The 25730-nt window shown below is 54.8% G+C and carries 21 protein-coding genes and 1 tRNA gene; 15 read left to right on the forward strand and 7 right to left on the reverse strand.

Features of this window, described 5'->3' with window-relative positions; genetic code table 11:
- Positions 1–8 precede the first annotated feature (8 nt).
- The gene (locus ACUN9X_RS09950; protein ID WP_445472953.1) at positions 9–1430 is read right to left on the reverse strand and encodes a Y-family DNA polymerase; all 1422 of its coding nucleotides are present in this window, start codon (positions 1428–1430) and stop codon (positions 9–11) included.
- Between the two features lie 7 nt (positions 1431–1437).
- Positions 1438–2127 carry a translesion DNA synthesis-associated protein ImuA gene (imuA, locus tag ACUN9X_RS09955; RefSeq protein ID WP_260035228.1) on the reverse strand — a complete coding sequence of 230 codons (690 nt, stop codon included), beginning with the start codon at positions 2125–2127 and terminating at the stop codon, positions 1438–1440.
- Between the two features lie 163 nt (positions 2128–2290).
- Here imuA and ACUN9X_RS09960 point away from each other — a divergent pair, with 163 nt between their 5' ends.
- Both ACUN9X_RS09960 and purU read left to right on the forward strand, forming a co-directional pair.
- Positions 2291–2632, forward strand: a complete 342-nt coding sequence (locus ACUN9X_RS09960) for a 4a-hydroxytetrahydrobiopterin dehydratase (RefSeq protein WP_445472954.1) — start codon at positions 2291–2293, stop codon at positions 2630–2632.
- Between the two features lie 139 nt (positions 2633–2771).
- Positions 2772–3626: a formyltetrahydrofolate deformylase gene (gene purU / locus ACUN9X_RS09965; protein ID WP_260035230.1), complete on the forward strand. Its 855-nt coding sequence runs from the start codon at positions 2772–2774 to the stop codon at positions 3624–3626.
- 59 nt (positions 3627–3685) lie between these two features.
- Here the strand turns inward: purU and ACUN9X_RS09970 are convergent, their stop codons facing one another.
- Positions 3686–3952, reverse strand: coding sequence for a hypothetical protein (locus tag ACUN9X_RS09970; protein ID WP_445472955.1), 267 nt, complete (start codon positions 3950–3952; stop codon positions 3686–3688).
- On the opposite strand from ACUN9X_RS09970, the gene gyrA reads away from it, so the two are divergent.
- From gyrA to pyrF, 11 genes are all read left to right on the forward strand, one after another.
- The gene (gyrA, locus tag ACUN9X_RS09975) at positions 3936–6590 is read left to right on the forward strand and encodes a DNA gyrase subunit A (protein WP_260035231.1); all 2655 of its coding nucleotides are present in this window, start codon (positions 3936–3938) and stop codon (positions 6588–6590) included. The two genes, ACUN9X_RS09970 and gyrA, sit on opposite strands and share 17 nt — an antisense overlap.
- Positions 6591–6641: 51 nt before the next feature.
- Positions 6642–7724 carry a 3-phosphoserine/phosphohydroxythreonine transaminase gene (serC, locus tag ACUN9X_RS09980; protein WP_260035233.1) on the forward strand — a complete coding sequence of 361 codons (1083 nt, stop codon included), beginning with the start codon at positions 6642–6644 and terminating at the stop codon, positions 7722–7724.
- A 2-nt stretch (positions 7725–7726) separates the two neighbouring features.
- Complete coding sequence (gene pheA, locus ACUN9X_RS09985; protein ID WP_260035234.1) at positions 7727–8824, forward strand: prephenate dehydratase; 1098 nt, start codon at positions 7727–7729, stop codon at positions 8822–8824.
- A gap of 76 nt (positions 8825–8900) precedes the next feature.
- Positions 8901–10019 (forward strand): histidinol-phosphate transaminase, encoded by a 1119-nt coding sequence (hisC, locus tag ACUN9X_RS09990; RefSeq protein ID WP_445472956.1) that lies wholly within the window; start codon positions 8901–8903, stop codon positions 10017–10019.
- Entirely contained in the window at positions 10012–12246 is a 2235-nt protein-coding gene (locus tag ACUN9X_RS09995; protein WP_445472957.1) for a bifunctional prephenate dehydrogenase/3-phosphoshikimate 1-carboxyvinyltransferase, read from the forward strand. Before hisC ends, ACUN9X_RS09995 begins: the two co-directional genes overlap by 8 nt.
- Entirely contained in the window at positions 12246–12929 is a 684-nt protein-coding gene (gene cmk, locus ACUN9X_RS10000; protein WP_445472958.1) for a (d)CMP kinase, read from the forward strand. The genes ACUN9X_RS09995 and cmk overlap by 1 nt, the downstream gene beginning before the upstream one ends.
- A 131-nt stretch (positions 12930–13060) precedes the next feature.
- Positions 13061–14752, forward strand: a complete 1692-nt coding sequence (gene rpsA / locus ACUN9X_RS10005) for a 30S ribosomal protein S1 (protein WP_260035239.1) — start codon at positions 13061–13063, stop codon at positions 14750–14752.
- Between the two features lie 371 nt (positions 14753–15123).
- The gene (locus tag ACUN9X_RS10010) at positions 15124–15444 is read left to right on the forward strand and encodes an integration host factor subunit beta (protein WP_260035751.1); all 321 of its coding nucleotides are present in this window, start codon (positions 15124–15126) and stop codon (positions 15442–15444) included.
- Positions 15445–15594: 150 nt separating this feature from the next.
- Positions 15595–15897, forward strand: a complete 303-nt coding sequence (locus ACUN9X_RS10015) for a LapA family protein (protein ID WP_260035241.1) — start codon at positions 15595–15597, stop codon at positions 15895–15897.
- Positions 15897–17066 carry a lipopolysaccharide assembly protein LapB gene (lapB, locus tag ACUN9X_RS10020; protein WP_260035242.1) on the forward strand — a complete coding sequence of 390 codons (1170 nt, stop codon included), beginning with the start codon at positions 15897–15899 and terminating at the stop codon, positions 17064–17066. The genes ACUN9X_RS10015 and lapB overlap by 1 nt, the downstream gene beginning before the upstream one ends.
- A gap of 30 nt (positions 17067–17096) precedes the next feature.
- Positions 17097–17822: an orotidine-5'-phosphate decarboxylase gene (gene pyrF, locus ACUN9X_RS10025; RefSeq protein WP_260035244.1), complete on the forward strand. Its 726-nt coding sequence runs from the start codon at positions 17097–17099 to the stop codon at positions 17820–17822.
- 160 nt (positions 17823–17982) lie between these two features.
- Here the strand turns inward: pyrF and ACUN9X_RS10030 are convergent.
- A tRNA-Asn gene (locus tag ACUN9X_RS10030) sits at positions 17983–18058 on the reverse strand.
- 101 nt (positions 18059–18159) lie between these two features.
- Positions 18160–19344, reverse strand: coding sequence for a pyridoxal phosphate-dependent aminotransferase (locus tag ACUN9X_RS10035; RefSeq protein ID WP_260035245.1), 1185 nt, complete (start codon positions 19342–19344; stop codon positions 18160–18162).
- 204 nt (positions 19345–19548) lie between these two features.
- Here ACUN9X_RS10035 and uvrB point away from each other — a divergent pair, with 204 nt between their 5' ends.
- Positions 19549–21576: an excinuclease ABC subunit UvrB gene (uvrB, locus tag ACUN9X_RS10040; RefSeq protein ID WP_445472959.1), complete on the forward strand. Its 2028-nt coding sequence runs from the start codon at positions 19549–19551 to the stop codon at positions 21574–21576.
- Positions 21577–21607: 31 nt separating this feature from the next.
- On the opposite strand, the gene ACUN9X_RS10045 is transcribed toward uvrB, so the two are convergent.
- Positions 21608–22723, reverse strand: a complete 1116-nt coding sequence (locus ACUN9X_RS10045) for a GNAT family N-acetyltransferase/peptidase C39 family protein (protein WP_445472960.1) — start codon at positions 22721–22723, stop codon at positions 21608–21610.
- 203 nt (positions 22724–22926) lie between these two features.
- Between ACUN9X_RS10045 and ACUN9X_RS10050 the strand changes: the two genes are divergently transcribed.
- The gene (locus tag ACUN9X_RS10050) at positions 22927–24456 is read left to right on the forward strand and encodes a RimK family protein (RefSeq protein ID WP_445472961.1); all 1530 of its coding nucleotides are present in this window, start codon (positions 22927–22929) and stop codon (positions 24454–24456) included.
- Between the two features lie 2 nt (positions 24457–24458).
- Here the strand turns inward: ACUN9X_RS10050 and ACUN9X_RS10055 are convergent, their stop codons facing one another.
- The gene (locus ACUN9X_RS10055; RefSeq protein WP_445472962.1) at positions 24459–25646 is read right to left on the reverse strand and encodes a cation diffusion facilitator family transporter; all 1188 of its coding nucleotides are present in this window, start codon (positions 25644–25646) and stop codon (positions 24459–24461) included.
- Between the last annotated feature and the right edge of the window lie 84 nt (positions 25647–25730).

A 25730-nucleotide genomic window follows, 5' to 3' on the forward strand; every position in this document is an offset into this window, starting at 1 on the left:
CTCCTCCGTTAGCCGAACCAGCCGTGAATAAACCAGCCGCCGGTGACGTCGCGGAATAGCCAGCCGGTTTGTCCGCTGTGCAGGCGGGCGATGTAGTAATCACGCTGTATTCGCTCACCATCCCACCAGCCGGCACTGATGCGTTCCGGGCCGGCCAGCCATTCAAGTGGCATGTGGACTAAAGGTTGAGGGGCCTTTAAAAACCAGAGTGGGCGCCGGGGGAGTGCGTGCCGGGTCATTGCGGCCCCTGTCTTGGCGGTATCGATGGATTGGTACTGGCAGGCCTGCTCCGGCCTGTGGTCATCCTGCACAGATAATGCGCGCAATGCGCCATCACCTAACCGGGTTTGCAGTCGGCTGAGTAAATGTTGCCAGGCCTCGTCCCTGCCGGAATCCGACTCCCCGAAAAGGTCGTCGCCGGCAGGGGTGTGGCGGGAAATGAAGCGCTGTACCTGAAGTGTGGCGCCGATAACCGGCGATATAAGTTCAAGGCGTTCGAGTTTCAGGCGCAATAAGGCCAGAAACGCTGAGGCCCGATGCTCCGGAGCGGTTGATCTCAGAGGTAGATCGGTAGCGGATTCCACACGATGATGAAGCTGGATTTCCAGCGTGTCGGTACTGTGCTGCCGCCACCGCAATTCTTCTTCGAGTTCCTGTAATGCCCGTTGCAGAGGAAACAGCAACCCGCTGGTATGTTCTACGTCTTCAGCGAAGTCGAGGCGACGATGAAAGTGGGCCGGAGGCGACCATTCCTTTTGCGGGTCAGCGGCAGTGCCCACCAGTTTTTGCAGCCCCAGGCAGGTTTCGGGCCCCAGCCGTCGTGCCAGTTCGCGGTCAGGTAGCTGGAATATACGGCCCAGCGACTGCAGTCCCATACGCTGCAGGCGCTCCGTTGCCTTGGGGTCCAGTTCGGCATGTTCCACCGGAATTGAGCGTAGCGACTGTTTCAGCACCTGCCGGTCGTCAGTGCACTGGCCCTGACGGGTGCGGGCCAGCAAGCGGGCCGCTTTCGGCGTGTGGCCGCAGGCCAGCCATGCCGTCAGGTTTCGGCGGTCGAGCTCTGATTCCAGCGTTTTCCATAATCCTTCCAAGCCACCGTGAAGACGGCACAGACTACCTGCTTCGGTGAGGATGCCATCCGGTGCATATAAGGTAATGCGGGCAACATGCCGATAAAACCAGACTGCCTGTTGCCGGAGTATGCGTTGCTGCTCGGTCAGGTCGGCAGGAATCAGCTGAAGGTCGGGCATCAGTGCCGTTGCGGTCTGCACGCTTTGCCCTGGCGCAACACCTTTGGTTGCTGCCAAAGGGTTGGCCTGCAGTACTTTGGCGGGTTTTCCGCTAATCAGGGCCATTGGGCGGGGTTCAGGATCACTCTGGCTGAAATGTTCCAGCAGTAGATAAGGAAAGTGAAGGTAGAGCCAAAGCATAGGCGCCTCAGTGCCGCTGTTCTGGCCAGGGACCCTGAATGACCTGAGCGGTTGTCGTGTCAGGGATGGTCACGACTGGTGTAATCGGGATTTTTAATGCCTGTACCGGCCATCCTCCCCGGCGTTTGAGGATATCGGTCTGGATATGTTGCGGATCACTGGCGGCCAGCTTCAGTCGCAGAGCCGCGGGTGAGCTGTTGTCAGCGTGTCGGGCATCCCGGAACAGAATGCAGAGGCTGTCACCTGACTCTGCGGCGAGCTGGATGCGCCGGATATCGCTGCGTTTCATCTGGTCTGGCCAGGCGATCACCAGCCCGGTTGCGGATGATCGCAGGCAGTTTTCCAGTGTCCAGAGATGATCTTGCCGGCTTTGCGTGGACACCTGAATAATGCGGTTCAGGTCCACCCCGGCCCGAGCCAGTGCCGGAGCATAGGGGATATGGGGCGGATCAATCCAGAACACTGCCTGTCGGGTGCCGGTGAGGCGTTTGATTGCCGGCAGGAGCAGTTGCAGTTCGCCGATGCCGAGCGCTTCCGGCATGCATTCGATCAGCGCGCCACGTGGCCAGCCCTGACCGGGCAGGTGCTCATCCAGCAGGGCGAAGCCGGTGCTTTCTGCCGGTGCTGATGTCTGCTTTTGCTGGCGGGCCTGCCAGACGCGTGCGTCGTTGATCAGGGTGTCAATAATGTTGCTCATAGTCTGCTAACTGCCGGGTAGGTGCTATACGAGTACTGTATTTATATACAGTATATTTAAACAATGGTCACTTTGAAAGTCTTGACCGGCTGTCGGGGGTGAGCGCAGGCTGGTTGTGTGATTTCAATGTCAGTCACATCATCTGTCACATAAGGAGAGCTCTATGGCCGATCTAAAGACACAAGCGTGTGAAGCCTGTCGTTCGGACGCACCTCAGGTAATGGGGGAGGAGTTGAAGCAAATGCTGTCAGAAGTGCCAGACTGGGCATTGGTTGAGAAGTCGGGGGAGCAGCAGCTCGAGCGCACATTCAAGTTCAAGGACTTTGCCCAGGCGCTGGCATTTACCCAACAGGTCGGGGATCTGGCTGAATCAGAAGATCATCATCCCGCGATTCTTACCGAATACGGCAAGACGACCGTTAACTGGTGGACCCACAAAATCGGCGGCCTGCATCGCAATGACTTTATTATGGCAGCCCGCACGGACGATCTTTTCAGCAGTTAAAGTCGTGTTCTCCAGTGTCAGGCCGGTGGCTTACGCCGGCCCTGACAATCCGTTATCATGCACCGTTTCCCGCTGGGGGCAGGGCTTTCAGGGTCCTGAATTTGTGCCTCCTGAAATCTGAACATGAAGGCTGTGGTGCATGGAACATACATATCGTCTTGTTATTTCGTGTCCTGACCGGGTTGGCATTGTGGCCAAGGTCAGTAATTTTCTGACCACCTACAACGGCTGGATAACCGAAGCCAGTCACCACTCCGACAATCAGGCGGGCTGGTTCTACATGCGCCATGAGATCAAGGCCAGCTCCATTCCGTTTGGTCTTGACCAGTTCCGTGCTGCCTTTGAGCCGATTGCCCGTGAGTTTGATATGACCTGGCATGTTGCGGACTCCGCAGCGCCGAAGAAGGTAATCCTGATGTGCAGCAAGGAATCGCACTGTATCGCGGATCTTCTGCATCGCTGGCACAGCAAAGAGCTGAATACCGAGATCGTCGCCGTTATCTCCAATCACGATGATTTGCGCCGCATGGTCGAATGGCACGGCATTCCTTACCATCATGTTCCGGTTACCCGGGACAACAAGGCAGCTGCGTTTGAAGAAATTGGCCAACTGTTCGCGTCTTACGGCACCGAAGTGATCGTGCTTGCGCGTTACATGCAGATTCTGCCGCCTGAGCTTTGTGAAAAGTATGCCGGCAAAGTGATCAATATCCATCACAGCTTTTTGCCGTCTTTTGCCGGTGCGAAGCCGTATCATCAGGCCTATAGTCGCGGTGTGAAACTGATCGGCGCGACCTGTCATTACGTGACCCAGGATCTGGATGAAGGCCCGATCATTGAGCAGGACGTGATCCGGGTGAATCACAGTGACACTATCGACGATATGGTGCGCCTGGGGAAAGATGTCGAAAAAAATGTGCTGGCGCGTGGGTTGCGTGCGCATATCGAAGATCGCGTCATTACCCACGAGAACAAAACCGTCGTTTTCGGCTGATTGAGTGTCGCGGCAGGGAGGGCGCTGCGAGCTCTCCCTGCGCAGATCATGCCCGCTTCTTATTTCTTCCCTCCAAAGTCTTTTTCACTGTCTCCCTGTGCCTCTGAGTGTGGTACGATAGCCGGCTTATCAATCCCCGTTAGATCAGGAAAGTATGGGTGTAGTGTCTGCCGCAGGGTTTCCCGTTTGGCCATCGTCACTGCCCGCTTTTCCAGGGATAAAAACAGCGTCTCATAATGATTCAGGAATCGCTTTACAGCGGTTTCAAAACAACGACGACTTCCAGCAAACGCAAAGGAACCTTTCTCGATGGGTGAATTAGCCAAAGAGATCCTGCCCGTAAATATTGAAGATGAGCTGAAACAGTCCTACCTCGATTACGCCATGAGCGTCATCGTTGGTCGGGCTTTGCCTGATGTACGGGACGGCTTGAAGCCCGTTCACCGTCGAGTTCTGTTCGCCATGTCCGAGCTGAACAACGACTGGAACAAGGCCTACAAAAAATCTGCCCGTGTGGTCGGTGACGTTATCGGTAAATATCACCCTCATGGTGACTCTGCCGTATACGACACCATTGTCCGGATGGCCCAGCCTTTCTCATTACGTTATCCGCTGGTAGACGGCCAGGGTAACTTTGGTTCCATCGACGGCGACAATGCGGCCGCCATGCGTTACACCGAAATCCGCATGGAGAAAATTGCCCATTCGCTGCTGGCGGATCTGGACAAGGAAACCGTCGATTTTGTGCCGAACTATGACGGCACCGAGCATATTCCTGAAGTCATGCCAACCCGTGTGCCCAACCTGCTGGTTAACGGTTCATCCGGTATCGCGGTGGGTATGGCAACGAACATCCCGCCACACAACCTGACAGAAGTGGTCAGTGGTTGTCTGGCGTTGATCGAAAACCCGGATATGACCATCGATGAATTGATGGAGTACATCCCGGGACCGGATTTCCCGACCGACGGCATTATCAATGGCCGCGCGGGCATTATTGAAGCTTACCGCACCGGTCGTGGCCGCATTTATATGCGCGCTCGTCACGAAATCGAGCATGACAAGAAAACCGGTCGTGACGCCGTCATCATCACCGAGTTGCCGTACCAGCTGAACAAGGCTCGCCTGATTGAGAAAATCGCCGAGCTGGTGAAGGAAAAGCGCCTTGAAGGCATTTCCGAGCTGCGGGACGAGTCGAACAAGGAAGGTATCCGCGTTGTTATCGAGCTGCGCCGTGGTGAGAACCCGGAAGTCGTCGTTAACAACCTGTTTGCGCATACCCAGCTGGAAAATGTTTTCGGGATCAATATGGTGGCGCTGATTAACGGCGAGCCAAGAATCCTGAACCTGAAAGAAATTCTGGAAGCGTTTGTGCGTCATCGTCGCGAAGTGGTGACGCGCAGAACGCTCTACGAACTGCGTAAGGCCCGTGAACGTGGCCATATTCTCGAAGGTCTGTCGGTAGCACTGGCAAACATCGATGAAATTATCGAGCTGATCAAGCAGTCGCCCAGCTCGGTTGAAGCGAAAGAAAAACTGGTAGCCAAAGGTTGGCAGCCAGGTCAGGTGGCCGACATGCTGGAGCGCGCAGGTAAAGACGCCTGCCGCCCGGATGAGCTGCCTGAAATCTATGGTCTGCGTGACGGGTTGTATCATCTGTCGCCAGAGCAGGCTCAGGCTATTCTTGATCTGCGCCTGCACCGCCTGACGGGTCTGGAAACCGAGAAGCTCCAGAAAGAATACGGCGAAATTATCGAGAAGATTTCCGAGCTGATGCTGATCCTGAGTTCTCCGGAGCGTTTGATGGAAGTCATTCGGGAAGAACTGGAAGCCGTTGTTTCTGAATATGGCGACAAGCGTCGCACCGAAATTACCAGCTCGCGTCGTGACCTGACCATCGCTGATCTTATTGATGAAGAAGATCTGGTTGTCACCATTTCGCACAATGGTTATGCCAAGACCCAGCCGGTTGAAGCGTATCAGGCCCAGCGTCGTGGTGGCCGTGGACGTTCATCCACCACCATGAAAGAAGAAGACTTTATCGAGAAGTTGCTGGTGGCAAACTCTCACGACACCATCCTGTGCTTTACCAACAAGGGTAAGGTTTACTGGTTGCGTGTGTTTGAGATTCCTCAAGCCAGTCGCGCAGCGCGTGGCCGTCCAATGGTGAATATCCTGCCGCTGGATGAGGACGAGCGTGTGACCACGTTCCTGCCGGTTCGTGATTATCCGGAAGATCATTTCGTGCTGATGGCGACGTCGGCCGGTGTTGTGAAAAAGACACCACTGCCGAACTTCTCGCGTCCGCGTAGCAATGGTCTGATTGCCTTGTCACTGGACGAAGGCGATACCCTGATTGGTGCGGCTATTACTGCCGGCGAATCCGAAGTCATGCTGTTCTCGACAGCTGGCAAGGCCGTCCGCTTCCAGGAAGATCAGGTGCGGGCGATGGGTAGAACGGCGCGCGGTGTGCGCGGTATCCGCATGAAGGAAGGCCATTCCGTGGTCTCCCTCATGATTCCCCAGCCAGACGGCATGGTGCTGACAGCCAGTGAAAACGGCTACGGCAAACGGACCCAGCTTGAAGAGTTCCCGGCTTATAGTCGCGGTAGCCAGGGCGTTATTGCCATGCAGTGCTCGGACCGCAACGGCAATCTTGTCGCCGCCACTCAGGTGTTTGAGGGCGACGAAATGATGCTGATCTCCGACAAGGGCACGCTGGTGCGCTCCAGCACAGAAGAAGTGTCGTGCCTCAGCCGGAATACTCAGGGCGTGCGTCTGATTCGTCTGTCCCAGGAAGATGAGCGTCTGGTCGGTGTGCAGCGCATCGCCGATACCGGTCTGGCCGAAGACGAAGTTGTGGGCGATGACGAGTCGTTGGTAGTCGACGCCCCGGATGTATCCGGTGAGGTCTCAGGACCTGAATCTACCGGTGATACGTCTGAAGAGGGTGATGAGGGCTGATCGCAGCCCTCGGGATAAAACAGTCAGGACATACAGAGAGATTAGGCGGCAATGAGCAGAGCTTTTAACTTCTGTGCAGGCCCGGCGACTTTGCCGGTCGAAGTGCTTCAGCAAGCCCGTGAGGAAATGCTGGACTGGCAGGGCACCGGCATGTCGGTGATGGAAATGAGTCATCGTAGCGATGAGTTTGTGGCCATTGCCGAAACGGCGGAAAAGGACCTGCGCGAGTTGGCAGGTGTCTCTGATGACTACGCCGTTCTGTTTATGCAGGGCGGTGCCAGCAGCCAGTTTGCTACTGTGCCGCTGAACCTGATGCGTGGTAAAGCGTCAGCGGATTACATCAATACGGGCATCTGGTCTCAAAAGGCGATCGATGAAGCTCGCCGTTTTGCCAATGTGAACGTGGCGGCCAGCAGTGAAGATCAGGGGTTTACCTCAATTCCCGATCAGGCCAGCTGGCGCACCGATCCCAATGCGGCTTACCTGCATTATACCCCCAACGAAACGATTGGCGGCCTGGAGTATGACTTTATTCCGGATGCCGGCGATGTACCGTTGGTGGCGGATATGTCATCCAACATGTTGTCCCGTCCGGTGGATGTTTCCCGATACGGGCTGATTTATGCCGGCGCCCAGAAGAATATCGGGCCTTCTGGTCTGGTCGTATTGATGATTCGCAAGGACTTGTTGGGGCAGGCTCAGCCGCAGACGCCAACAATGATGAATTATCAGGTCATCGCGGATAACGGCTCAATGTACAACACGCCCGCGACCTATTCCTGGTATCTGGCGGGCCTGGTCTTCAAGTGGCTTAAGGCGCGTGGCGGTGTAGAGGCGATGGGTGAGGTGAATCTTCGCAAAGCCCGCAAGCTCTATGGCTTCATTGACGATAGCGCTTTCTACGCCAACCCGATTGATCCCCGTTTCCGTTCCTGGATGAACGTGCCTTTCACATTGGCAGACGATGCCCTGAACAGCGCCTTCCTGAAAGGTGCTGATGCGCGTGGTTTGCTGAACCTGAAAGGGCACCGCTCTGTTGGCGGCATGCGTGCCTCTATTTATAACGCGATGCCGGAAGAGGGCGTGGATGCGCTGATCGATTATATGAAAACCTTCGAGCAGGAGCGGGCCTGAGCATGACTGACGAACAGACCCGCCTGGCTGAATTGCGTGATGAGATCGATAGTCTGGATCAGCAGATCATGGAGCTCATCAGTGCCAGAGCAGCATGTGCACAAGAGGTAGCACACGTCAAAATGGCGGCAAGGCCGGATGAGGATGTGTTCTTCTATCGTCCCGAGCGTGAGGCGCAGGTGCTGCGCAAGATCAAGTCGCAGAACCCCGGGCCCTTGTCCGGTGAAGAAATGGCGCGCTTGTTCCGGGAAATCATGTCGGCTTGCCTGGCGCTTGAAAAGCCCATGCATATTGCGTTTTTGGGGCCAGAAGGCACCTTTACGCAATCGGCCGCGCTCAAGCACTTTGGCCACTCGGTGGTCAGCGTGCCATTGCCTGCTATTGATGCGGTATTTCGTGAAGTCGAGTCAGGTGCTGCGCACTACGGCGTGGTGCCGGTTGAAAACTCTACGGAAGGAATGATCAACCATACGCTGGATATGTTTATGTCATCGCCGATGAAAATCTGCGGTGAAGTCCAGTTGCGGATTCACCATCATTTGCTGGCGGCTGAAGATGTAGAGCCTGCTTCCATCGTCCGTATTTATTCCCATCAGCAATCCTTCGCCCAATGTCGCCAGTGGCTGGATACCCACTGGCATGGTGTTGAACGAGTTGCTGTCAGCAGTAATGCCGAAGCCGCTCGACGAGCGGCTGCAGAGCCGGGCACAGCGGCTATCGCCGGGGATATGGCGGCTGAACTTTATGGATTGCGTAAACTGGCCGCTACAATTGAAGACCGTCCGGATAACACCACCCGTTTCCTTATTATCGGGCGGGAGCAGGTAGCGCCAAGTGGCCATGACAAATCCTCAATTCTGGTATCCATGCGCAACAAACCGGGTGCCCTGTATCAGCTGCTTGAGCCCTTCCATCGACATGGTCTTAGCCTGACCCGAATTGAAACCCGGCCTTCGCCAAGTGGTACCTGGGCCTATGTCTTTTATATCGACTTTGAGGCTCACTTTGATGACCCTCAGGTGCAGGCGGTGCTGAAGGAAATTGACGCAGAGGCTGTTGAGCTGAAGCGGCTGGGTTCCTACCCGATTGGCGTGCTCTAGCATTTAAAGCTTTTGTAGCGCGCTCGTCAGTTGTCCGCTGATGTCTTTGCAGAGATAAACCGTGGCAGGAGAAACCATGTCGATTGATTTCAAAACGCTGGCGGTATTGGGCGTCCAGCAGTTGCAGCCCTATCAGCCAGGTAAGCCAATTGATGAGGTCGCCCGTGAACTGGGGCTCGACCCGACGGCGATTATCAAGCTTGCCAGTAATGAAAACCCTCTTGGGCCAAGCCCTTTGGCAATGAGTGCTGCCCGCCAGGCACTGGACGACATGTGCCTCTATCCGGATGGCAATGGTTTTAACCTGAAGCGAAAGTTGTCTGAGCGCCTGCGCGTGGGGGCCGAGCAAATCACACTGGGTAATGGCTCCAATGATGTGCTGGAGTTGATTGTCCGCGGTTTTGCCGATCACACGTCGGAGATCGTGTTTTCCCAATATGCGTTCGCGGTATACCCCATTTCGACTCAGGCTGTAGGGGCGAAGGGTATTGCTGTTCCCGGTAAAAACTGGGGGCATGACCTGGATGCAATGGCGAATGCGATTACGGATCGTACCCGTATTGTATTTATTGCTAACCCGAACAACCCTACAGGGACTGCTTTCGACCGAGATGATCTGGTCGCATTTCTTGACAAGGTGCCGGCCAACGTACTGGTTGTGCTGGACGAGGCCTACTGCGAATACTTTGAAGCCAACGAGTTTCCGGATGGCGTCTCATTGCTTTCGGCCTATCCAAACCTGATTGTAACCCGGACTTTCTCCAAAGCATGGGGGCTCGCCGCATTGCGGGTTGGCTACGCGGTATCATCAGCAGATATCGCCGATGTACTGAACCGTGTGCGTCAGCCATTTAATGTTGATTCAGTTGCTTTGGCAGCCGCCACAGCCGTGCTGGATGATGCGGGTTACCTGGAGCGTTCAAGAGAGGTCAACCGTCAGGGGTTGAAGCAGTTGGCGGCGGGATTTGAGACGTTGGGCCTGACTTATATTCCGTCGCGTGGCAACTTCATTGCCGTCGAAGTCGGTGATGATGCATCCGCCGTGTTTGAAGGGCTATTGAAGCGAGGCGTAATTGTTCGCCCGGTGAGCGGGTATGGCATGACGCGTCATTTGCGGATCTCGGTAGGTCTTGAAGATCAGAATGCCCAGTGCCTGGATGCTCTGGGTGCTGTTATGGAGTCGCTTCATGGCTGATCGGGCCGTCACTCCCTTGTTTCGTCGAATGGCCGTGATCGGTCTTGGGCTGATCGGGGGCTCGCTCGCAAAAACTGTGCGTGAAAAGGGTTTGGCTGAAACCGTGGTAGGGTTTGATCGCCGCGAGGATGAGTTGGCTCTGGGCGTTTCCCTTGGGGTTATTGATGAAGCTGCTGATTCACTTGCGTCAGCTGTCGCAGGCGCTGATCTGGTCGTCATTGCGGTGCCGGTGCAGGCGATGGCGTCGGTATTGGCAAGTATCAGGCCGCAACTGTCAGATGATGTGTTGCTGACGGATGTCGGCAGCACCAAAGGAAGCTTTGTGGCGGCGGTCAAAGACGTGTTTGGCCACTGGCCGGACTGGGTCATTCCTGGCCATCCTATAGCGGGCTCCGAGAAGAGTGGTATTGCTGCCGCGCGGACGGACCTTTTTGCCCACCACAAAGTCATTCTTACACCTGCGGACGGTAGCCGGCAGGATCTGCTGGGACGCCTGACAGCGTTGTGGCAAGGTTGTGGTGCGACAGTTCTGACAATGACCGTTGATCGCCACGATGAAGTCCTGGCTGCAACCAGCCATTTGCCTCATCTTATTGCATTCTCTCTGGTCGATACGTTGGCGGGTGAGGACGACAATCTTGATATCTTTCGGTATGCAGCAGGCGGATTTCGTGACTTTACGCGCATCGCTGCCAGTGATCCGGTGATGTGGCACGACATTTTTCTGTCAAACCGGGACGCAGTGCTACGCGTCATTGACCATTTCACCGATGATCTTGGCGCGTTGAGAAGTGCCATAGAATCGGGTGATGGGGACATGCTTTTGCAGGTGTTCGGCCGCGCCAAGGCGGCACGGGACCATTTTTCAAAAATGCTTTCAGGACAGGCCTACGTAACCAACATGAACCAGAAACAGGTAACCTTCAAGCTACAAGCCGGCGGCACCGTTGCCGGGGATATTCGTGTGCCAGGTGACAAGTCAATGTCGCATCGGTCCATTATGCTGGGCGCTCTGGCTGAAGGTGTTACCGAGGTCACCGGTTTTCTTGAAGGCGAAGACAGCCTGGCCACGTTGCAGGCATTCAGGGATATGGGGGTGACAATTGAGGGGCCAGACCAGGGATATGTCAGGATCCGTGGTGTCGGACTTCATGGTCTGAAGGCGCCGCGGGGCCCTCTATACGTCGGCAACTCTGGTACGGCGATGCGCCTGTTTGCGGGGCTGCTGGCCGGGCAGGATTTTGACTCGGAACTGACCGGTGATGACAGCCTGAACAAGCGGCCGATGGGGCGGGTGGCTGATCCGCTCCGGCAGATGGGAGCCGTGATCGAAACCGGTGAGGGCGGTCGCCCGCCATTGAAAATTCGCGGCGGTCAGGCGCTGAAAGGTCTGCATTATGATATGCCAATGGCGAGCGCCCAGGTTAAGTCCTGTCTGTTACTGGCCGGGCTCTATGCTGATGGCGAAACCAGCGTGACGGAACCGGCGCCGACTCGTGACCACACTGAGCGCATGCTGAACGGCTTTGGTTTCAGTGTGGAGCGTAAAGGTGCAACTGCGCGTCTGAGCGGTGGTGGCCGGCTTACGGGTGGGGCAATTGATGTGCCGGCGGATATCTCTTCGGCAGCGTTCTTTCTGGTTGCGGCATCCATCACGCCGGGTGCCGATCTGATGTTAAGGCACGTTGGGGTTAACGAAACTCGTACCGGAATTATCAATATTCTCAAGCTAATGGGCGCGAATATTGAAGTGTTTAATGAGCAAGAGGTGGGAGGGGAACCTGTTGCTGACTTGCGAGTGCAGCATGCAGCACTCAAGGGTATTCGTATTCCCGAAGATCAGGTGCCGCTCGCCATTGACGAATTCCCTGTGCTGTTTATTGCAGCCGTTTGCGCCGAGGGCGAAACCGTTTTGGCGGGCGCAGAGGAGTTGCGGGTCAAAGAGAGCGATCGGATCCAGGTGATGGCGGATGGCCTTTCTGCAGTTGGTATCAAGTCGACGGTGACCGAAGATGGCATCGTGATTGTGGGTGGTCAGCAGATGAAAGGTGGTCAGGTTAACAGTCATGGCGATCATCGTATTGCCATGTCGTTTGCCGTTGCATCACTGCGCGCCGAAGGTGATATCGAGGTGACTGACTGTGCGAACGTCGCCACATCATTCCCGAACTTTGTCGAGTTGGCACAGCAGGTTGGTATGCGTATTACGGTTGAGGAGTCATCGTAATGGTTGCTTCCGGCAAGGCGCCCGTTATCACCATTGATGGTCCCAGCGGTGCCGGGAAGGGGACAATCACCCAGATGTTGGCGAAGAGGCTCGGTTATCACCTGCTGGATAGCGGTGCGCTCTACCGGTTAACAGCTCTGGCGGCCGAGCGTGCAGGTGTGGCTTTTGATGACGAGTCCGGGTTGGTTGCCGTTGCAGGCAGGCTGGATGTGGCCTTTGAGCCAACACCTCCCGGCGAGCCGGCGCGGGTGTTGATGGCCGGAGATGATGTGACGGCGCAAATCCGCACCGAAACCTGTGGCGACAATGCATCAAAGGTTGCGGTGATTCAACGGGTGCGAGACGCCTTGTTGCAGCGTCAGCGGGATTTTTGTATAGCCCCGGGGTTGGTCGCTGATGGACGTGATATGGGGACCGTCGTTTTCCCTGATGCCGAGTTCAAGATTTTTTTGACTGCCAGTGCTGAGGCCCGCGCTGAGCGGCGATATCGCCAGTTGATGGATGCTGGCGTGGATGTTAGTATTGACGCCCTTTTAAAGGAGATACGGGCACGGGATCACCGGGATATGAACCGGGAAAGTGCCCCGCTCAAGCCTGCGGATGATGCGCAAGTCATTGATTCGACAGGGTTGGGCATAGAAGAGGTGTTGGGCAAGGTTATGGCCGCAGTAGGTCAGGCCTGACAGCACCCTTTTGTCGTTGGAAGTCTGGACGCTGTGTATTTCGCCAGTCTTTGGCAGTTTTCAGATAAATTTAAACAGACCGTGTTGCTGGCATCACGGAGAATACTTGCGTTGATCATATAGGACTCATAATGAGCGAGAGCTTTGCGGATCTTTTTGAAGAAAGCCTAAAAGAAATTGACATGCAGCCCGGTTCCATTGTTCAGGGAACCGTAGTTGATATTGATAACGACTGGGTAACCGTTCACGCGGGCCTGAAATCTGAAGGCGCTATTCCTGCCAGCCAGTTCCTGAATGACAAGGGTGAACTGGAAATTCAGATCGGTGACGTTGTCGATGTTGCGCTTGACGCAGTAGAAGACGGTTTCGGTGCAACCCGTCTGTCGCGTGAAAAAGCCAAGCGTGCTGAAGCCTGGAAAGTTCTGGAGAAGAGCTTCGAGGCTGAAGAAGTTGTCAAGGGCGTGATCAATGGCAAGGTGAAGGGTGGCTTTACTGTTGACCTGAACGGTATTCGTGCGTTCCTGCCAGGCTCACTGGTAGACGTTCGTCCTGTGCGTGATACCGCGCACCTGGAGAACAAGGAACTCGAGTTCAAGGTTATCAAGCTGGACCAGAAGCGTAACAACGTCGTGGTTTCACGTCGTGCTGTTCTGGAAGCTGAAAACAGTGCCGAGCGCGAAGCGCTGCTGGAAACCCTGACCGAAGGTCTTGAAATCAAGGGTATCGTCAAGAACCTGACCGACTACGGCGCGTTCGTAGATCTGGGCGGTGTTGACGGCCTGCTGCACATCACTGATATGGCCTGGAAGCGCATCAAGCATCCGAGCGAAATCGTGAATGTGGGCGACGAAATCAATGTGAAGGTCCTGAAGTTTGATCGCGAGCGTAACCGCGTATCTCTGGGTCTGAAGCAGCTGGGTGAAGATCCATGGGTCGACATCAAGGGTCGTTACCCTGAAGGCGCCAAGGTCACCGCTCGTGTGACTAATCTGACAGACTACGGCTGTTTCGCCGAGCTGGAAGAAGGCGTTGAAGGTCTGGTTCACGTGTCTGAAATGGACTGGACCAACAAGAACATCCACCCATCCAAGGTTGTACAGGTCGGTGACGATGTTGAAGTCATGATTCTGGATATCGACGAAGAGCGTCGTCGTATTTCTCTGGGTATCAAGCAGTGTGCTTCCAACCCATGGGAAGATTTCTCCAGCAACTTCAACAAGAGCGATCGTATCTCCGGCAAGATCAAGTCGATTACCGATTTCGGTATCTTCATTGGTCTGGACGGTGGCATTGATGGCCTGGTTCACCTGTCTGATATCAGCTGGAATGAAACCGGTGAAGAAGCGGTTCGCCAGTACAAGAAGGGTGACGAAGTTGAAACTGTTATCCTGTCTGTTGATCCTGAGCGCGAGCGCATCTCACTGGGTATCAAGCAACTCGAAAGCGATCCTTTCGCCGAGTTTGTCCAGCTGAACGATAAAGGCTCCATCGTTAAAGGCACTGTTACTGCTATCGACGCGAAAGCAGCAACTGTTTCCCTGAACGAAGAAGTTGAAGCTGTACTGAAGGCGTCTGAAATCAGTCGTGATCGCGTAGAAGATGCGCGCAACGTTCTGAACGAAGGCGACGAAGTTGAAGCCAAGATCATCAGTATTGATCGTAAGAATCGTGTCATCAACCTGTCCGTCAAGTCCAAGGACGTTGAAGATGACAAGGTTGCACTGCAGGGTGTTCGCGAGAAGTCAGCGGAATCCTCAGGCGCTACCACTATCGGTGACCTGATCAAAGAGCAGATGCAGCAGCAGAACGCCAATAAAGATTAATTGGCAATTATGCTGAATTGTAAAAAAACGGGCTGTAACAGCCCGTTTTTTTTGTCTTTTTTTTGAGTTTGACTAAACTATCCCGAAAGGTATCTGTGTTCGGGTGGTTGTTTTGTCAGCATGACTGTCATTTTGGCTTTGGTGGTCTTAGTGTGCATGTTGTCGCTCGCAGGCAGTTTATGAGTCACTCTCTCGATTTTGATAGTCGGTTGTGATGGTTGGGATTAGCGCGTCTGGTGTGGCGTTCTTGAACCTGATGCTGTATCTCAGTCTGGTAAGCGTTTAAGCCAGAGCGATGCCTTTTGTCTCCATTCGCTTTGCAGAGGCGCTTGGTGGAATTGATCAGGCTTCTCCTGAAGGCTGATTTCGCGATAAGAATCAGAAGGAATAATCGCATGACAAAGTCTGAACTGGTCGAGCTGATAGCGTCCAAGCAGACACAGCTTTCCGTGAAAGATGTGGAGCTGGCAGTTAAAACCATCATTGAGCATATGTCTCAATCCCTTGCTGAAGGGCACCGGATTGAAATCCGGGGGTTTGGCAGTTTCTCTCTTCATCATCGGGCTGCGCGCACAGGGCGTAATCCAAAGACAGGTGATTCGGTAAAGTTGCCGGCGAAATTTGTGCCCCATTTCAAGCCGGGAAAAGAGCTGCGTGAGCAGGTAAACGACAGCATGAAAAGCGGCTACTGAGTCTGTTAAATGACGGCGCGTCTTTATGGATCTCCGGAGGCGTTGCTGTTCAAATAAAGGAGTACGGGTGGGCGCTCTATTTACAGTAGTGCTGTGCTAACATGGCAGCGGTATAGACAAGGAAGCAACTCGCTTGGGAGCCGTTAAGCTATGGCCTGGCTGCAAAAGGTAATTATTGGCCTGGTGGTGATCTTTCTGATCCTGGCCGCTCTGGTATTTTCGTTAAATAATCAGGTTTCTGTCTCACTCAATTTCCTGTTTTTTGAAACGGCAGCCTACGGCATCGCGTTCTGGCTCATTCTGGCATTTGTGGCGGGCGGTGTGATTGGAATGTTGCTTACCTCGCTCGCTATGATCAGGATTTCCGTCTCCAAGCGCCATGTTCAGAAAAAGCTTGATCAGGCTGAAAAACAGCTTGAACGCCTGAGACTGGAATCTGACCGGAAACTCTGATGGACACAGTGCTTCATTGGCTGCTGCTCGTTATCGCAGTTGCAGCGGGTTGGTTTATGGGGCGTTGGGGGCGTGATAATGCGGCCTCAGGGCAACGAATCGATGATGAAGAGGCGGTCAGAGATCGTCTTCAGTTTCTGTTCACCAATTATTCTGACGAGGCCATTGAAAGCTTCGTTCAATCTCTTGCAGTCAGTCGCCAGACTGTTGGCCTACACCTCTCTGTTGGTGCTCACTTCCGTCTCAAGGGCGAAACCGATCGCGCCATTCTGATCCATCAGAATCTTCTTGCCCGTCCTGAACTTCCCGCCCGCTACTCGGTACAGGTCACGTTTGAGCTGGCCATGGATTATATGAATGCGGGCCTGCTGGATCGGGCGGAAGCACTCTTTCACCAACTATTGGGTACCAAGGATTATAGCCGGCAGGCGTCGGACCAGTTGATCGAACTTTATCAGCAGGAGCGGGAGTGGGATAAAGCCCGACAGGTTGCCAGTACGCTTACCGTGGGTTTTCCTGAAGACGAGCTCAAGAAACAACTGGCTTATCTGACATGTGAGTTGGCGGAAGATGCCTTGCGCAAGGATGACCGGTGGTCAGCCCAGAAGCTGATCAGGGAGGCATTGGAGCAGGATCGGACATGTGTACGTGCGACCTTTCTGCAGGCTGAGATTCAGCGTCGGCAAGGTAACCTGGGAGACGTTCCCCAGACTTTGCTGAAGGTCTTCGATCAGAACCCTTCGTTTGGTCCGGAGGCTGTTGAGAGGCTGATGAGGCAGGCTCGGGAAAAGGGTGACGTGGCCCGTTTCGCGCGTAAGTTTAAAAAGCTCTATGAAACCTGGCCCAGCACCAGTCTGTTGCTGGCAATGGTGGAATCGGTAGAGCGTGCCTCCGGTCGTCCCGTGGCTATTGATTTGTTGCGCGAAGAGCTTGAGATACGGCCAAGCGTAAAAGGGCTGCTTCGGTTGGTTGAATTGGCCGGTTACGAGAAAGGTATGACAACCGATGAAGGGCGTTTGGTCAGTCGGATAGGGCAGATGTTGCTCGCTAACCGACCTGTCTATCGTTGCATCAGTTGTGGCTTTGAGGGCAAGCAGATGCATTGGTTGTGCCCGAGCTGTAAGAAGTGGGAAAAAGTTCAGCCTATCCTGGGAGTAGAGGCTGAATAACATGAACCAGAATCAAGTGGTGAACGCGTAATGACAGAGCATGGCATCGAGTTGGGGCCAAGAATTATTGTAGCACTGGATTTTCCCGATCAGGCGCAGGCGCTGGCGCTCGCAGATTCTCTGGATCCGACGCTGTGCCGGCTGAAAGTCGGCAAGGAAATGTTTACCCGTTTTGGGCCGGATTTCGTGCGCCAGATACAGCAGCGGGGCTTTGATGTGTTCCTGGATCTGAAATTCCATGATATTCCGAACACGGCTTCAGCTGCGGTTGCCGCGGCGGCAGATCTGGGTGTCTGGATGGTGAATGTGCACGCTTCTGGCGGCGAGACCATGATGGCCGCTTGTCGCGAGCGGCTGGAGTCTTTCGGTAATGATCGCCCCTTGCTGATTGCGGTGACGGTTCTGACGTCAATGTCCGAATCGGATCTGCAGGGCGTGGGTATTGATGGGGCGCCGGCAGATCAGGTCGCAAGGCTTGCCCAGTTGACCTATAACGCAGGGCTGGATGGTGTGGTCTGCTCGGCGCAGGAAGCGCCTGTGTTGCGTTATGAGCATGGTAGTCGGTTCAGGCTTGTTACGCCCGGTATCCGGCCCGCTTTTGCCGCCAAAGGGGATCAGCAGCGTATCATGACGCCATCAGAGGCCATTCAGGCCGGTAGCGACTACCTGGTGATCGGGCGTCCGATTACCCGGGCTGAGAAACCCCTCGAGGTGCTGGAGGAGATTCAGGCAGAGATTCAGCTTACCAACGAGTAGCATTTTTGACGTGGGGTGCGGCAGTCTTTGCTGCGCTTCACGCGTAAGTAAGTTCCGGGAGGTATGTGGCTTTTGCCGGGGTGTTATTTGCGCAGAACGTTAATCTGTAGTGCATAAAAAAGCCGCTAACCTGTAAAGGTTTAGCGGCTTTTTTGAATAGTGGCTCCCCGAGCTGGGCTCGAACCAGCGACAAACGGATTAACAGTCCGTTGCTCTACCAACTGAGCTATCGGGGAACGTCATCAGTGATGAGGCGCGTATATTACGGCGGTGAATCTTTACCGTCAACCCCTTAATCGGTAACAGTTTAACGATTAAGGGGTGTCGGGATCAGGGTTTACGCCAGCGCTTTTTTCAGTCGTTCCATTGCGCCTTTCAGCATATCAAAACTCGTAGCGAAGCTCAGTCGCATGTGACCTGGCGCGCCGAAAGCGGAGCCCGGCACCAATGCCACGCCAGCCTCCTTGAGCAGATGCTCTGCAAGCTCAACATCCGTGCTGATCCCTTCTTTCGACTCGATAGCGCCTTTAAAGCTGGGGAACACATAGAAAGTGCCATCACCTTGCAGGCATTCAACGCCGGGCAGCTCGTTGAGTGCGTTTACCAGGTAGTCATGACGTTCCTTGAATGCTTCAACCATCACCTTGATGCAATCCTGTGGCCCGTTCAGCGCCGCTACTGCCGCAGCCTGTGAAATAGACGCGGGGTTCGAGGTGCTCTGGGACTGGATCTTTTTCATCGCGCCAATGACCTTGGCCGGACCGGCGGCATAGCCAATGCGCCAACCTGTCATGGAGTACGCTTTTGAAACGCCGTTCAGCACGAAAGTGCGGTCGTACAGTTCGGGCGTTGCGTTGACGATATTGGCGAAGGCGGCACCGGTCCACAGAATCGGTTCGTACATGTCATCTGTGGCTATCATCACCTGCGGATGGCGCTTAAGCACATCGCCAAGAGCCTTCAGCTCATCTATTGAGTAGGCCATGCCGCTGGGGTTGGATGGGCTGTTGATAACAAACAGCCGGGTACGGTCCGTGATCGCCTGCTCGAGCTGATCCGGGGTGATCTTGAAGCGAGTGTCTGCCGAGGTTTCCAATACCACGGGCGAGCCTTCTGCCACCAGTACCATATCCGGGTAGGATACCCAGTAAGGGGCAGGGATGATGACTTCGTCACCAGGGTTCAGGATTGCCAGCGCCAGATTGAAGAAGCTCTGCTTTCCGCCGCTGGAGACCAGAATCTGGTTGGCCTCGTAATCGAGGTTATTGTCGCGCTTGAACTTCTCGATGATCGCTTTCTTGAGTGCCGGCGTACCGTCCACAGCGGTGTACTTGGTCTGGCCTGCGTTAATCGCTTCGATGGCCGCTGCCTTGATATGGTCAGGCGTATCGAAATCGGGTTCGCCAGCCCCCAGGCCAATAATATCCTGCCCTGCGGCTTTCAGTTCTGCGGCTTTATTGGTAACCGCCAGAGTAGGTGAAGGCTTGATCGCTTGTACACGGTTCGAGAGTTGAACGTCCAAACTAGCGCTCCTTGAGATGCGTCAGTAGAAGCATGATCGTTGACGGCTCGGTAAATGGCCGAAAAGTCATCGAATGCCAAGTAAATATAGAACGTTGAAATGTTACCATGAAGGTTTGGTCAGGATAAGTTGACTGACGGCTAAACATTGCGATTCCGGCCATCGTTCACCGGAAATTTCTGGAAAGAGAGGCACAAGCGCCATATGTTCAGGGTTGAATCATCGTACCAGCCTGCGGGCGACCAGCCAGCGGCCATAGAAGGGCTGGTGGAAGGTATTGAATCCGGCCTGGCCCATCAGACGTTGCTGGGTGTTACCGGCTCCGGCAAGACCTTTACCATTGCCAATGTAATTGAAAAGGTGCAGCGGCCTACCATTGTCATGGTCCACAACAAGACACTGGCGGCCCAGCTCTATGGCGAGTTCAAGGAGTTCTTTCCGGACAATGCTGTTGAGTACTTTGTATCCTATTACGACTATTACCAGCCGGAAGCCTATGTGCCATCTTCTGATACCTTTATCGAGAAAGATGCCTCGATAAACGAGCACATAGAACAGATGCGACTCTCCGCCACCAAGGCACTGCTGGAAAGACCTGACGCCATTATTGTGGCGACTGTGTCGGCAATTTATGGTCTGGGTGATCCCCAGTCCTACATGAAGATGATGTTGCACCTGGATCGGGGCGACAAAATTGACCAGCGCTTTATTCTTCGTCGTTTGGCCGAGCTGCAATACACCCGCAATGATGTCGAGTTCCACCGCGCCAACTACCGGGTTCGGGGCGATGTGATTGATGTGTTTCCCGCAGAATCCGAAAAAGAAGCAGTCCGCATCGAATTATTTGACGATGAAGTCGAGAATCTCAGCTTCTTCGATCCGCTGACCGGCGAGATGCTGCGTCGCGTGCCGCGCGTCACCATTTATCCGAAAAGCCATTATGTTACTCCCCGGCAAGTCGTGCTGGATGCGGTTGATCACATCAAGACGGAGCTTGATCCGAGGCTCGAGCAGCTACGCGAAAACAGCAAGCTGGTGGAAGCACAGCGCCTGGAAGAGCGCACCCGGTACGACATGGAAATGATGCTGGAGCTCGGGTATTGCAACGGAATCGAAAACTATTCCCGGTATCTGTCCGGGCGGGCGCCGGGGGAGGCGCCACCGACGCTGTTTGATTACTTGCCTCCCAACGCATTGCTCGTGGTGGACGAATCGCACGTCACGATTTCGCAAATTGGCGCCATGTACCGGGGCGACCGTTCCCGAAAGGAAACCTTGGTGGAGTATGGCTTCCGATTACCGTCGGCACTGGACAACCGACCGATGCGGTTTGACGAGTGGGAGCGGATTGCGCCGCAGATGATATTCGTTTCAGCAACGCCGGCGGCTTATGAGGCAGAGCATTCCGGGCAGGTGATCGAACAGGTTGTGCGGCCCACAGGGTTGCTTGATCCCGAGATTGAAGTGCGCCCAGCGTCCACCCAGGTGGATGATCTGTTGTCAGAAATCCATAAGCGGGTGAGCATCAACGAGCGGGTACTCGTTACCACGCTGACAAAGCGCATGGCGGAAGATCTTACCGATTTTCTGCAGGAACACGGGGTCCGCGTTCGTTATCTTCATTCTGATATCGAGACGGTCGAAAGAATTGAGATTATTCAGGATCTGCGCCGGGGCGAATTTGATGTACTGGTGGGCATTAACCTGCTGCGGGAAGGTCTGGATATGCCCGAGGTCTCTCTGGTGGCGATTCTCGACGCTGACAAGGAAGGCTTCCTGCGTTCGGAGCGGTCACTTATCCAGACCATTGGCCGTGCAGCCCGTAATGTAAATGGTAAAGCGATTCTATATGGCGATCGAATTACCGGGTCCATGCAGAAAGCCATCGATGAAACCGCACGGCGGCGGGAAAAGCAGAATGAACATAATGAGCTTCACGGCATTACCCCGACAGCGCTTAACAAGAAAGTAGGGGACGTGATGGAAGGCGCGCGCGTGATGGGCGTAAATGGACGTCGTCGCGGCGGTGAGCGGCCGGGTCAGCAGGCGGCGGAAGAAGCCGAGAAGTATCGCGTTACGGCCCATGGCAAATCGCCGGCCGAGTTGCTCAAGGAAATCGACCAGCTCGAAGATGAGATGTACAAGGCTGCAGCTGATCTGGATTTCGAGAAAGCAGCACGCCTGCGGGACGATATCTCGCAATTGAAAGAGGCGGCTATTCGGCTCGGCTGAACGGCCGGTCCGGCACTGACCACAGCCGGTGTCACGTTGCCCGGCTGGTGCCCACAATTACCACCGCCTGCAAGCGGGTCGGCTGATCGCAGTGCGCCATTCGCTCGAACACTTTGCGGTCAACCGGCAGGTACTGTTTATCCGCCACGGTTTCGCCTTCCTCAACGTCGATTTCGGGGTCGTGCAGGTAGACGAATTGATCGTCCATGGCACACACCGTCACCCAGTGAGGGACGCGGCTGCGGTTCAGTTGCCAGGTGTTAACCAGAATAATCGGTACGCGTTGTGCCTTCAGTGCGTTCTCGATCAATTCAAGCGGTAGTGGCTCGTGATGCAGTGCGATACCGGTTTGGGCAATGTCGTGAATAAAGCCTTCGTGAACCAGATCCAGCACCCGTTTCTTCTCTGCGCTGCGCACCGTTTCCTTGAACAGCGCACCGGGTTTGCTTACGTAAACATCCACCTCATAGCCTCGATGCCAGCCTGCAAGGGCAAGGCCGTGGGGGCCGCATCCACCGTGCCCGGCGAGCATATAAATGGTTGTTGCCTCGCGCCAGATTTGCAGTTCTTCGAGCGTCGTCATGCGCCGGTCCGGTGACTGCGCGGCCATCGCCATCATCAGCGCTGCAGGACCGCAGGTGAAATCCGTAGTCTGGCAGTAGTAGGGCACCGGACGGATCGCGACGGACTCGTCAACATAAAGAATCCGGCGCTCAAACCTCAGCGCAGTGCCGTGATCTTCATAGTAATCCCGGTAGGTCCCAAACTGGCGGTAGCCCAGTCGCTGGTAGAGTCTGATAGCTGCGGTGTTATCTTCCCGCACTTCCAGCCGCATGATAATTCTGTCCGCTTCAACCGCAACGGCCTCGCTCTCGCGCACGAGCTTTTCTCCCAACCCGTTGCCGCGTTCTGTATCGGATACTGCAATCGAATAGATGCGCGCCAGTCGTGTCGCCTTGTGCATCAGCACCAGGCTGTATCCCACGAGCGTGCTGTCGCGTTCAGCCACGATCACCCGATCCCGGGGCAGATCGATAAACCGTCGGAAACTGCGCCGGGAAATACGATCTTCCGAAAAGCAGCGATTTTCCAGAGCGACCAATGCATTCAGATCGTCGGCTATGGCAAGACGTAGGTTATAGCTCATCAAGTATTGGCTTTCCGCATCAGAGTGAGGCAAAAACGGCACTGGTCGACAGTCGTCGAGTGGCCGGCCACAAGCTGCATTATGGGGGCTGAATACAAAGCGCGAAAGGTGCGTGAAATCCGCTATAAGAATTGATTTGTGTGGTTCGCGGTACCGGCGTATTGTCGCGTTTTATACCCCGTTTCAGGAAGGAAACCGGATACATGACCCGACTTCTGATTGTTGTTGATAGTGACAAGGATTGGGCGCCGTATTACCCCAGTTCGGATGTGCTCACTTTCGACCAGTATGTCCAGTTCACCGCGACGCCGAATCAGCGTGTGCGGGTGATTAATCTTTGTCAGAGCGCCCGTTATCTGAGTAGAGGCTATTACTGCTCGTTGCTGGCTGAGGCCCGTGGGCACAATGTTGTGCCATCGGTCATGACATTGAATGATCTGCGCCGCAAGGATCTGTTCTCCCTGCAACTGGGTGAGCTGGATCCCCGTGTGGTGGAATGGCTGGATCATGCAGCAGAAACTGTGCCTGCCAGTGAGCAAGGCAAAGATGCTCACGAAGGTAAAGACGCCAAAGGTGCCGTAAAACAGGTGCGCCTGAAAAGTTTCTTTGGCAAGTCGGAACATGATGCACTGAAGCCGGTGACGCGTGCATTATTCGAGCGCTTTCCGTGCCCGGTTCTGGAGGTCGTGTTTCGATACCGCAAAGGCTGGCAGATTGAGTCCATGAAGCCTGCCTCTCCGGCGGATCTGGCAGAATCAGAGCAGGATGCTTTTGCCGGCGCGCTTGATCGTTTCAGTAGCGCACTCTGGCGCAAGCCACGCTCTCGGCGCCAGTTCCGCTTTGATCTCGCGATGCTGGTGGATCCGGATGAAAAATTGCCACCGAGCGACCCTGAAGCGCTTGATTATTTCATTACGGCCGGCAAAAAGCTGGGTATTCATGTTGAGCCCATTACCCGCAAGGATTACATGCGGCTGCCGGAATACGACGGTTTGTTTATCCGTGAAACCACGGCGATTGATCATCACACCTACCGATTTGCCCGCAAGGCTGAATCTGAGGGCATGGTGGCCATTGATGACCCGGTCTCGATTCTGCGCTGCACTAACAAGGTGTTCCTGGCGGATCTGTTGAAGAACAACAAGATCCCGACACCGAAAACGCTGATTCTGTCGAAAGATCAGAAAGACGTTGTGGAGCAGGCCGTGCAGTACCTGGGTTTCCCCATGGTGGTTAAAATACCGGATGGTGCCTTTTCCCGCGGCGTGCTGCGTGCGGAGAATGAGCAGCAACTCAAGGCTGCACTGAAAACCCTGTTCAAGCAGTCGGCGCTGGTGCTGGCACAGGAATATTTCTATACCGAGTATGATTGGCGCATCGGTGTTCTGGGCGGTCGCGCAATCTTCGCCTGTAAATACTATATGGTGAAAGGCCACTGGCAGATCTACCACCACGGCGATAACCAGCAATTTGACAGCGGCGAGTTTGATACCCTCCCGACCTACGAGGTACCGCGCAATGTGATTCAGGCCGCGCTGGGGGCGACCCGCCTCATTGGTAACGGGCTGTACGGCGTGGATATCAAGCAGGCGGGCAATCGCGTGGCAGTGATTGAAGTAAACGACAACCCCAGTATTGATGCCGGCGTGGAAGACAAATTCCTGGGAGGCGAGCTTTATACGCTGGTCATGCAGGAATTCTTGTCACGGATGGAAGAGAAGCGTCGAGCCTAGCGTCAGGTCTGGTCATGGCGGTCCTTTACGGGCTGCCGGAACCAGAGCCGAACATCACCCAGCCAGGGCAGTTCAGCTGCTCTGGCTTTGAGTTTTTCCGCTGTCAGCCCGTCACACGCACTGTCGTCATTATGAATGAACAGCTCGACTGAAACGTGGGCGCCCAGATAATGGAGGCGAATACTGTTCAGTGTTTCGGGCACCACGAGTCCGGCCCAGGCATCGCTCAAGGCACCGATAACGTCATGGCGGGCAGGTAAATGGGATGCTGTTGGCTCCGCTTCAGCATCGTTTTCGGCATCAATATGAAAGGTGACATCGTGAATCTGCGGGTATTCGCTACGGATTCGGCTCGTCACATTAACGCCAATTTCATGGCCTTCCGAAACACTGATTACCGGGCTGACCTGCAGGTGAAGATCCAGCAGTACATCGCTTCCCATGCGCCGGCTGCGCATATCATGGACGTTGCGCACCCCGGGAGTTTTGCGGGCAATGGTCAGTACATTCTCAGTTGTGTCCCGATCAAGTGCAGTATCGACCAGCTCCTTCACGCTGCTCCAGGCGAGTTGCCAGCCGACATGGCCGACAATCAGCGCGACGACTATCGCTGCAGCTGAGTCGAGCCAGGGAAAACCCAGCATTGCGCCGGCAACTGCGACCAGCACGATGACAGACGAAAAAGCGTCAGTGCGGCTGTGCCAGGCATTGGCGATGATCAGATCCGATTGGATGTGTTCTCCGACCTTTCGGGTATAACGGTAAATCCATTCCTTGCTGAGAACCGACAGTGCTGCGATAACCAGCACAGGCCATTCCGGCGTCATCAATTCGGCAGGTCTGAATACAAGCTTGTCGAGGCTGTCCCAGATCAATGCGCCGCTGAGCGCTATCAGAATACTCCCGAGGAACATGGTGCCCATTGTTTCAAAGCGTTGGTGGCCATAAGGGTGGTTTCGGTCAGGCGCCTGCCGGGAGGCACGCACGATGGCGAGTACGACAAGATCGGACAACACATCCGAGAATGAGTGGATACCGTCGACAATTAATGCCTGCGAATGGAAGATTGCCCCGAAAACGCACTTGAGTCCGCCGAGCAGGGCGTCGAGCAGCATGCCGATCAGGGTGACCCGGGATGCGGCGGATTTTTCACGCTCAAGTTGGTCTGGTAAACGGGATTGTGCCGTCATAATTGAGGATTCTGATGCCTTTTGCTTAAAAATTTCTGGTTGTCTTATGCACAAACTGATCATATTCCGAACAGCGCGATCTGT

It is taken from the genome of Marinobacter sp. V032, from assembly GCF_052645435.1.

Excerpts from the sequence above, each read along its gene's own strand:
- ACUN9X_RS09950 (WP_445472953.1), bottom strand. The coding sequence starts at position 1,430 with ATGCTTTGGCTCTACCTTCACTTTCCTTATCTACTGCTGGAACATTTC.
- imuA (WP_260035228.1), bottom strand. The coding sequence starts at position 2,127 with ATGAGCAACATTATTGACACCCTGATCAACGACGCACGCGTCTGGCAG.
- ACUN9X_RS09960 (WP_445472954.1), top strand. The coding sequence starts at position 2,291 with ATGGCCGATCTAAAGACACAAGCGTGTGAAGCCTGTCGTTCGGACGCA.
- purU (WP_260035230.1), top strand. The coding sequence starts at position 2,772 with ATGGAACATACATATCGTCTTGTTATTTCGTGTCCTGACCGGGTTGGC.
- gyrA (WP_260035231.1), top strand. The coding sequence starts at position 3,936 with ATGGGTGAATTAGCCAAAGAGATCCTGCCCGTAAATATTGAAGATGAG.
- serC (WP_260035233.1), top strand. The coding sequence starts at position 6,642 with ATGAGCAGAGCTTTTAACTTCTGTGCAGGCCCGGCGACTTTGCCGGTC.
- pheA (WP_260035234.1), top strand. The coding sequence starts at position 7,727 with ATGACTGACGAACAGACCCGCCTGGCTGAATTGCGTGATGAGATCGAT.
- hisC (WP_445472956.1), top strand. The coding sequence starts at position 8,901 with ATGTCGATTGATTTCAAAACGCTGGCGGTATTGGGCGTCCAGCAGTTG.
- ACUN9X_RS09995 (WP_445472957.1), top strand. The coding sequence starts at position 10,012 with ATGGCTGATCGGGCCGTCACTCCCTTGTTTCGTCGAATGGCCGTGATC.
- cmk (WP_445472958.1), top strand. The coding sequence starts at position 12,246 with ATGGTTGCTTCCGGCAAGGCGCCCGTTATCACCATTGATGGTCCCAGC.
- rpsA (WP_260035239.1), top strand. The coding sequence starts at position 13,061 with ATGAGCGAGAGCTTTGCGGATCTTTTTGAAGAAAGCCTAAAAGAAATT.
- ACUN9X_RS10015 (WP_260035241.1), top strand. The coding sequence starts at position 15,595 with ATGGCCTGGCTGCAAAAGGTAATTATTGGCCTGGTGGTGATCTTTCTG.
- lapB (WP_260035242.1), top strand. The coding sequence starts at position 15,897 with ATGGACACAGTGCTTCATTGGCTGCTGCTCGTTATCGCAGTTGCAGCG.
- pyrF (WP_260035244.1), top strand. The coding sequence starts at position 17,097 with ATGACAGAGCATGGCATCGAGTTGGGGCCAAGAATTATTGTAGCACTG.
- uvrB (WP_445472959.1), top strand. The coding sequence starts at position 19,549 with ATGTTCAGGGTTGAATCATCGTACCAGCCTGCGGGCGACCAGCCAGCG.
- ACUN9X_RS10045 (WP_445472960.1), bottom strand. The coding sequence starts at position 22,723 with ATGAGCTATAACCTACGTCTTGCCATAGCCGACGATCTGAATGCATTG.
- ACUN9X_RS10050 (WP_445472961.1), top strand. The coding sequence starts at position 22,927 with ATGACCCGACTTCTGATTGTTGTTGATAGTGACAAGGATTGGGCGCCG.
- ACUN9X_RS10055 (WP_445472962.1), bottom strand. The coding sequence starts at position 25,646 with ATGACGGCACAATCCCGTTTACCAGACCAACTTGAGCGTGAAAAATCC.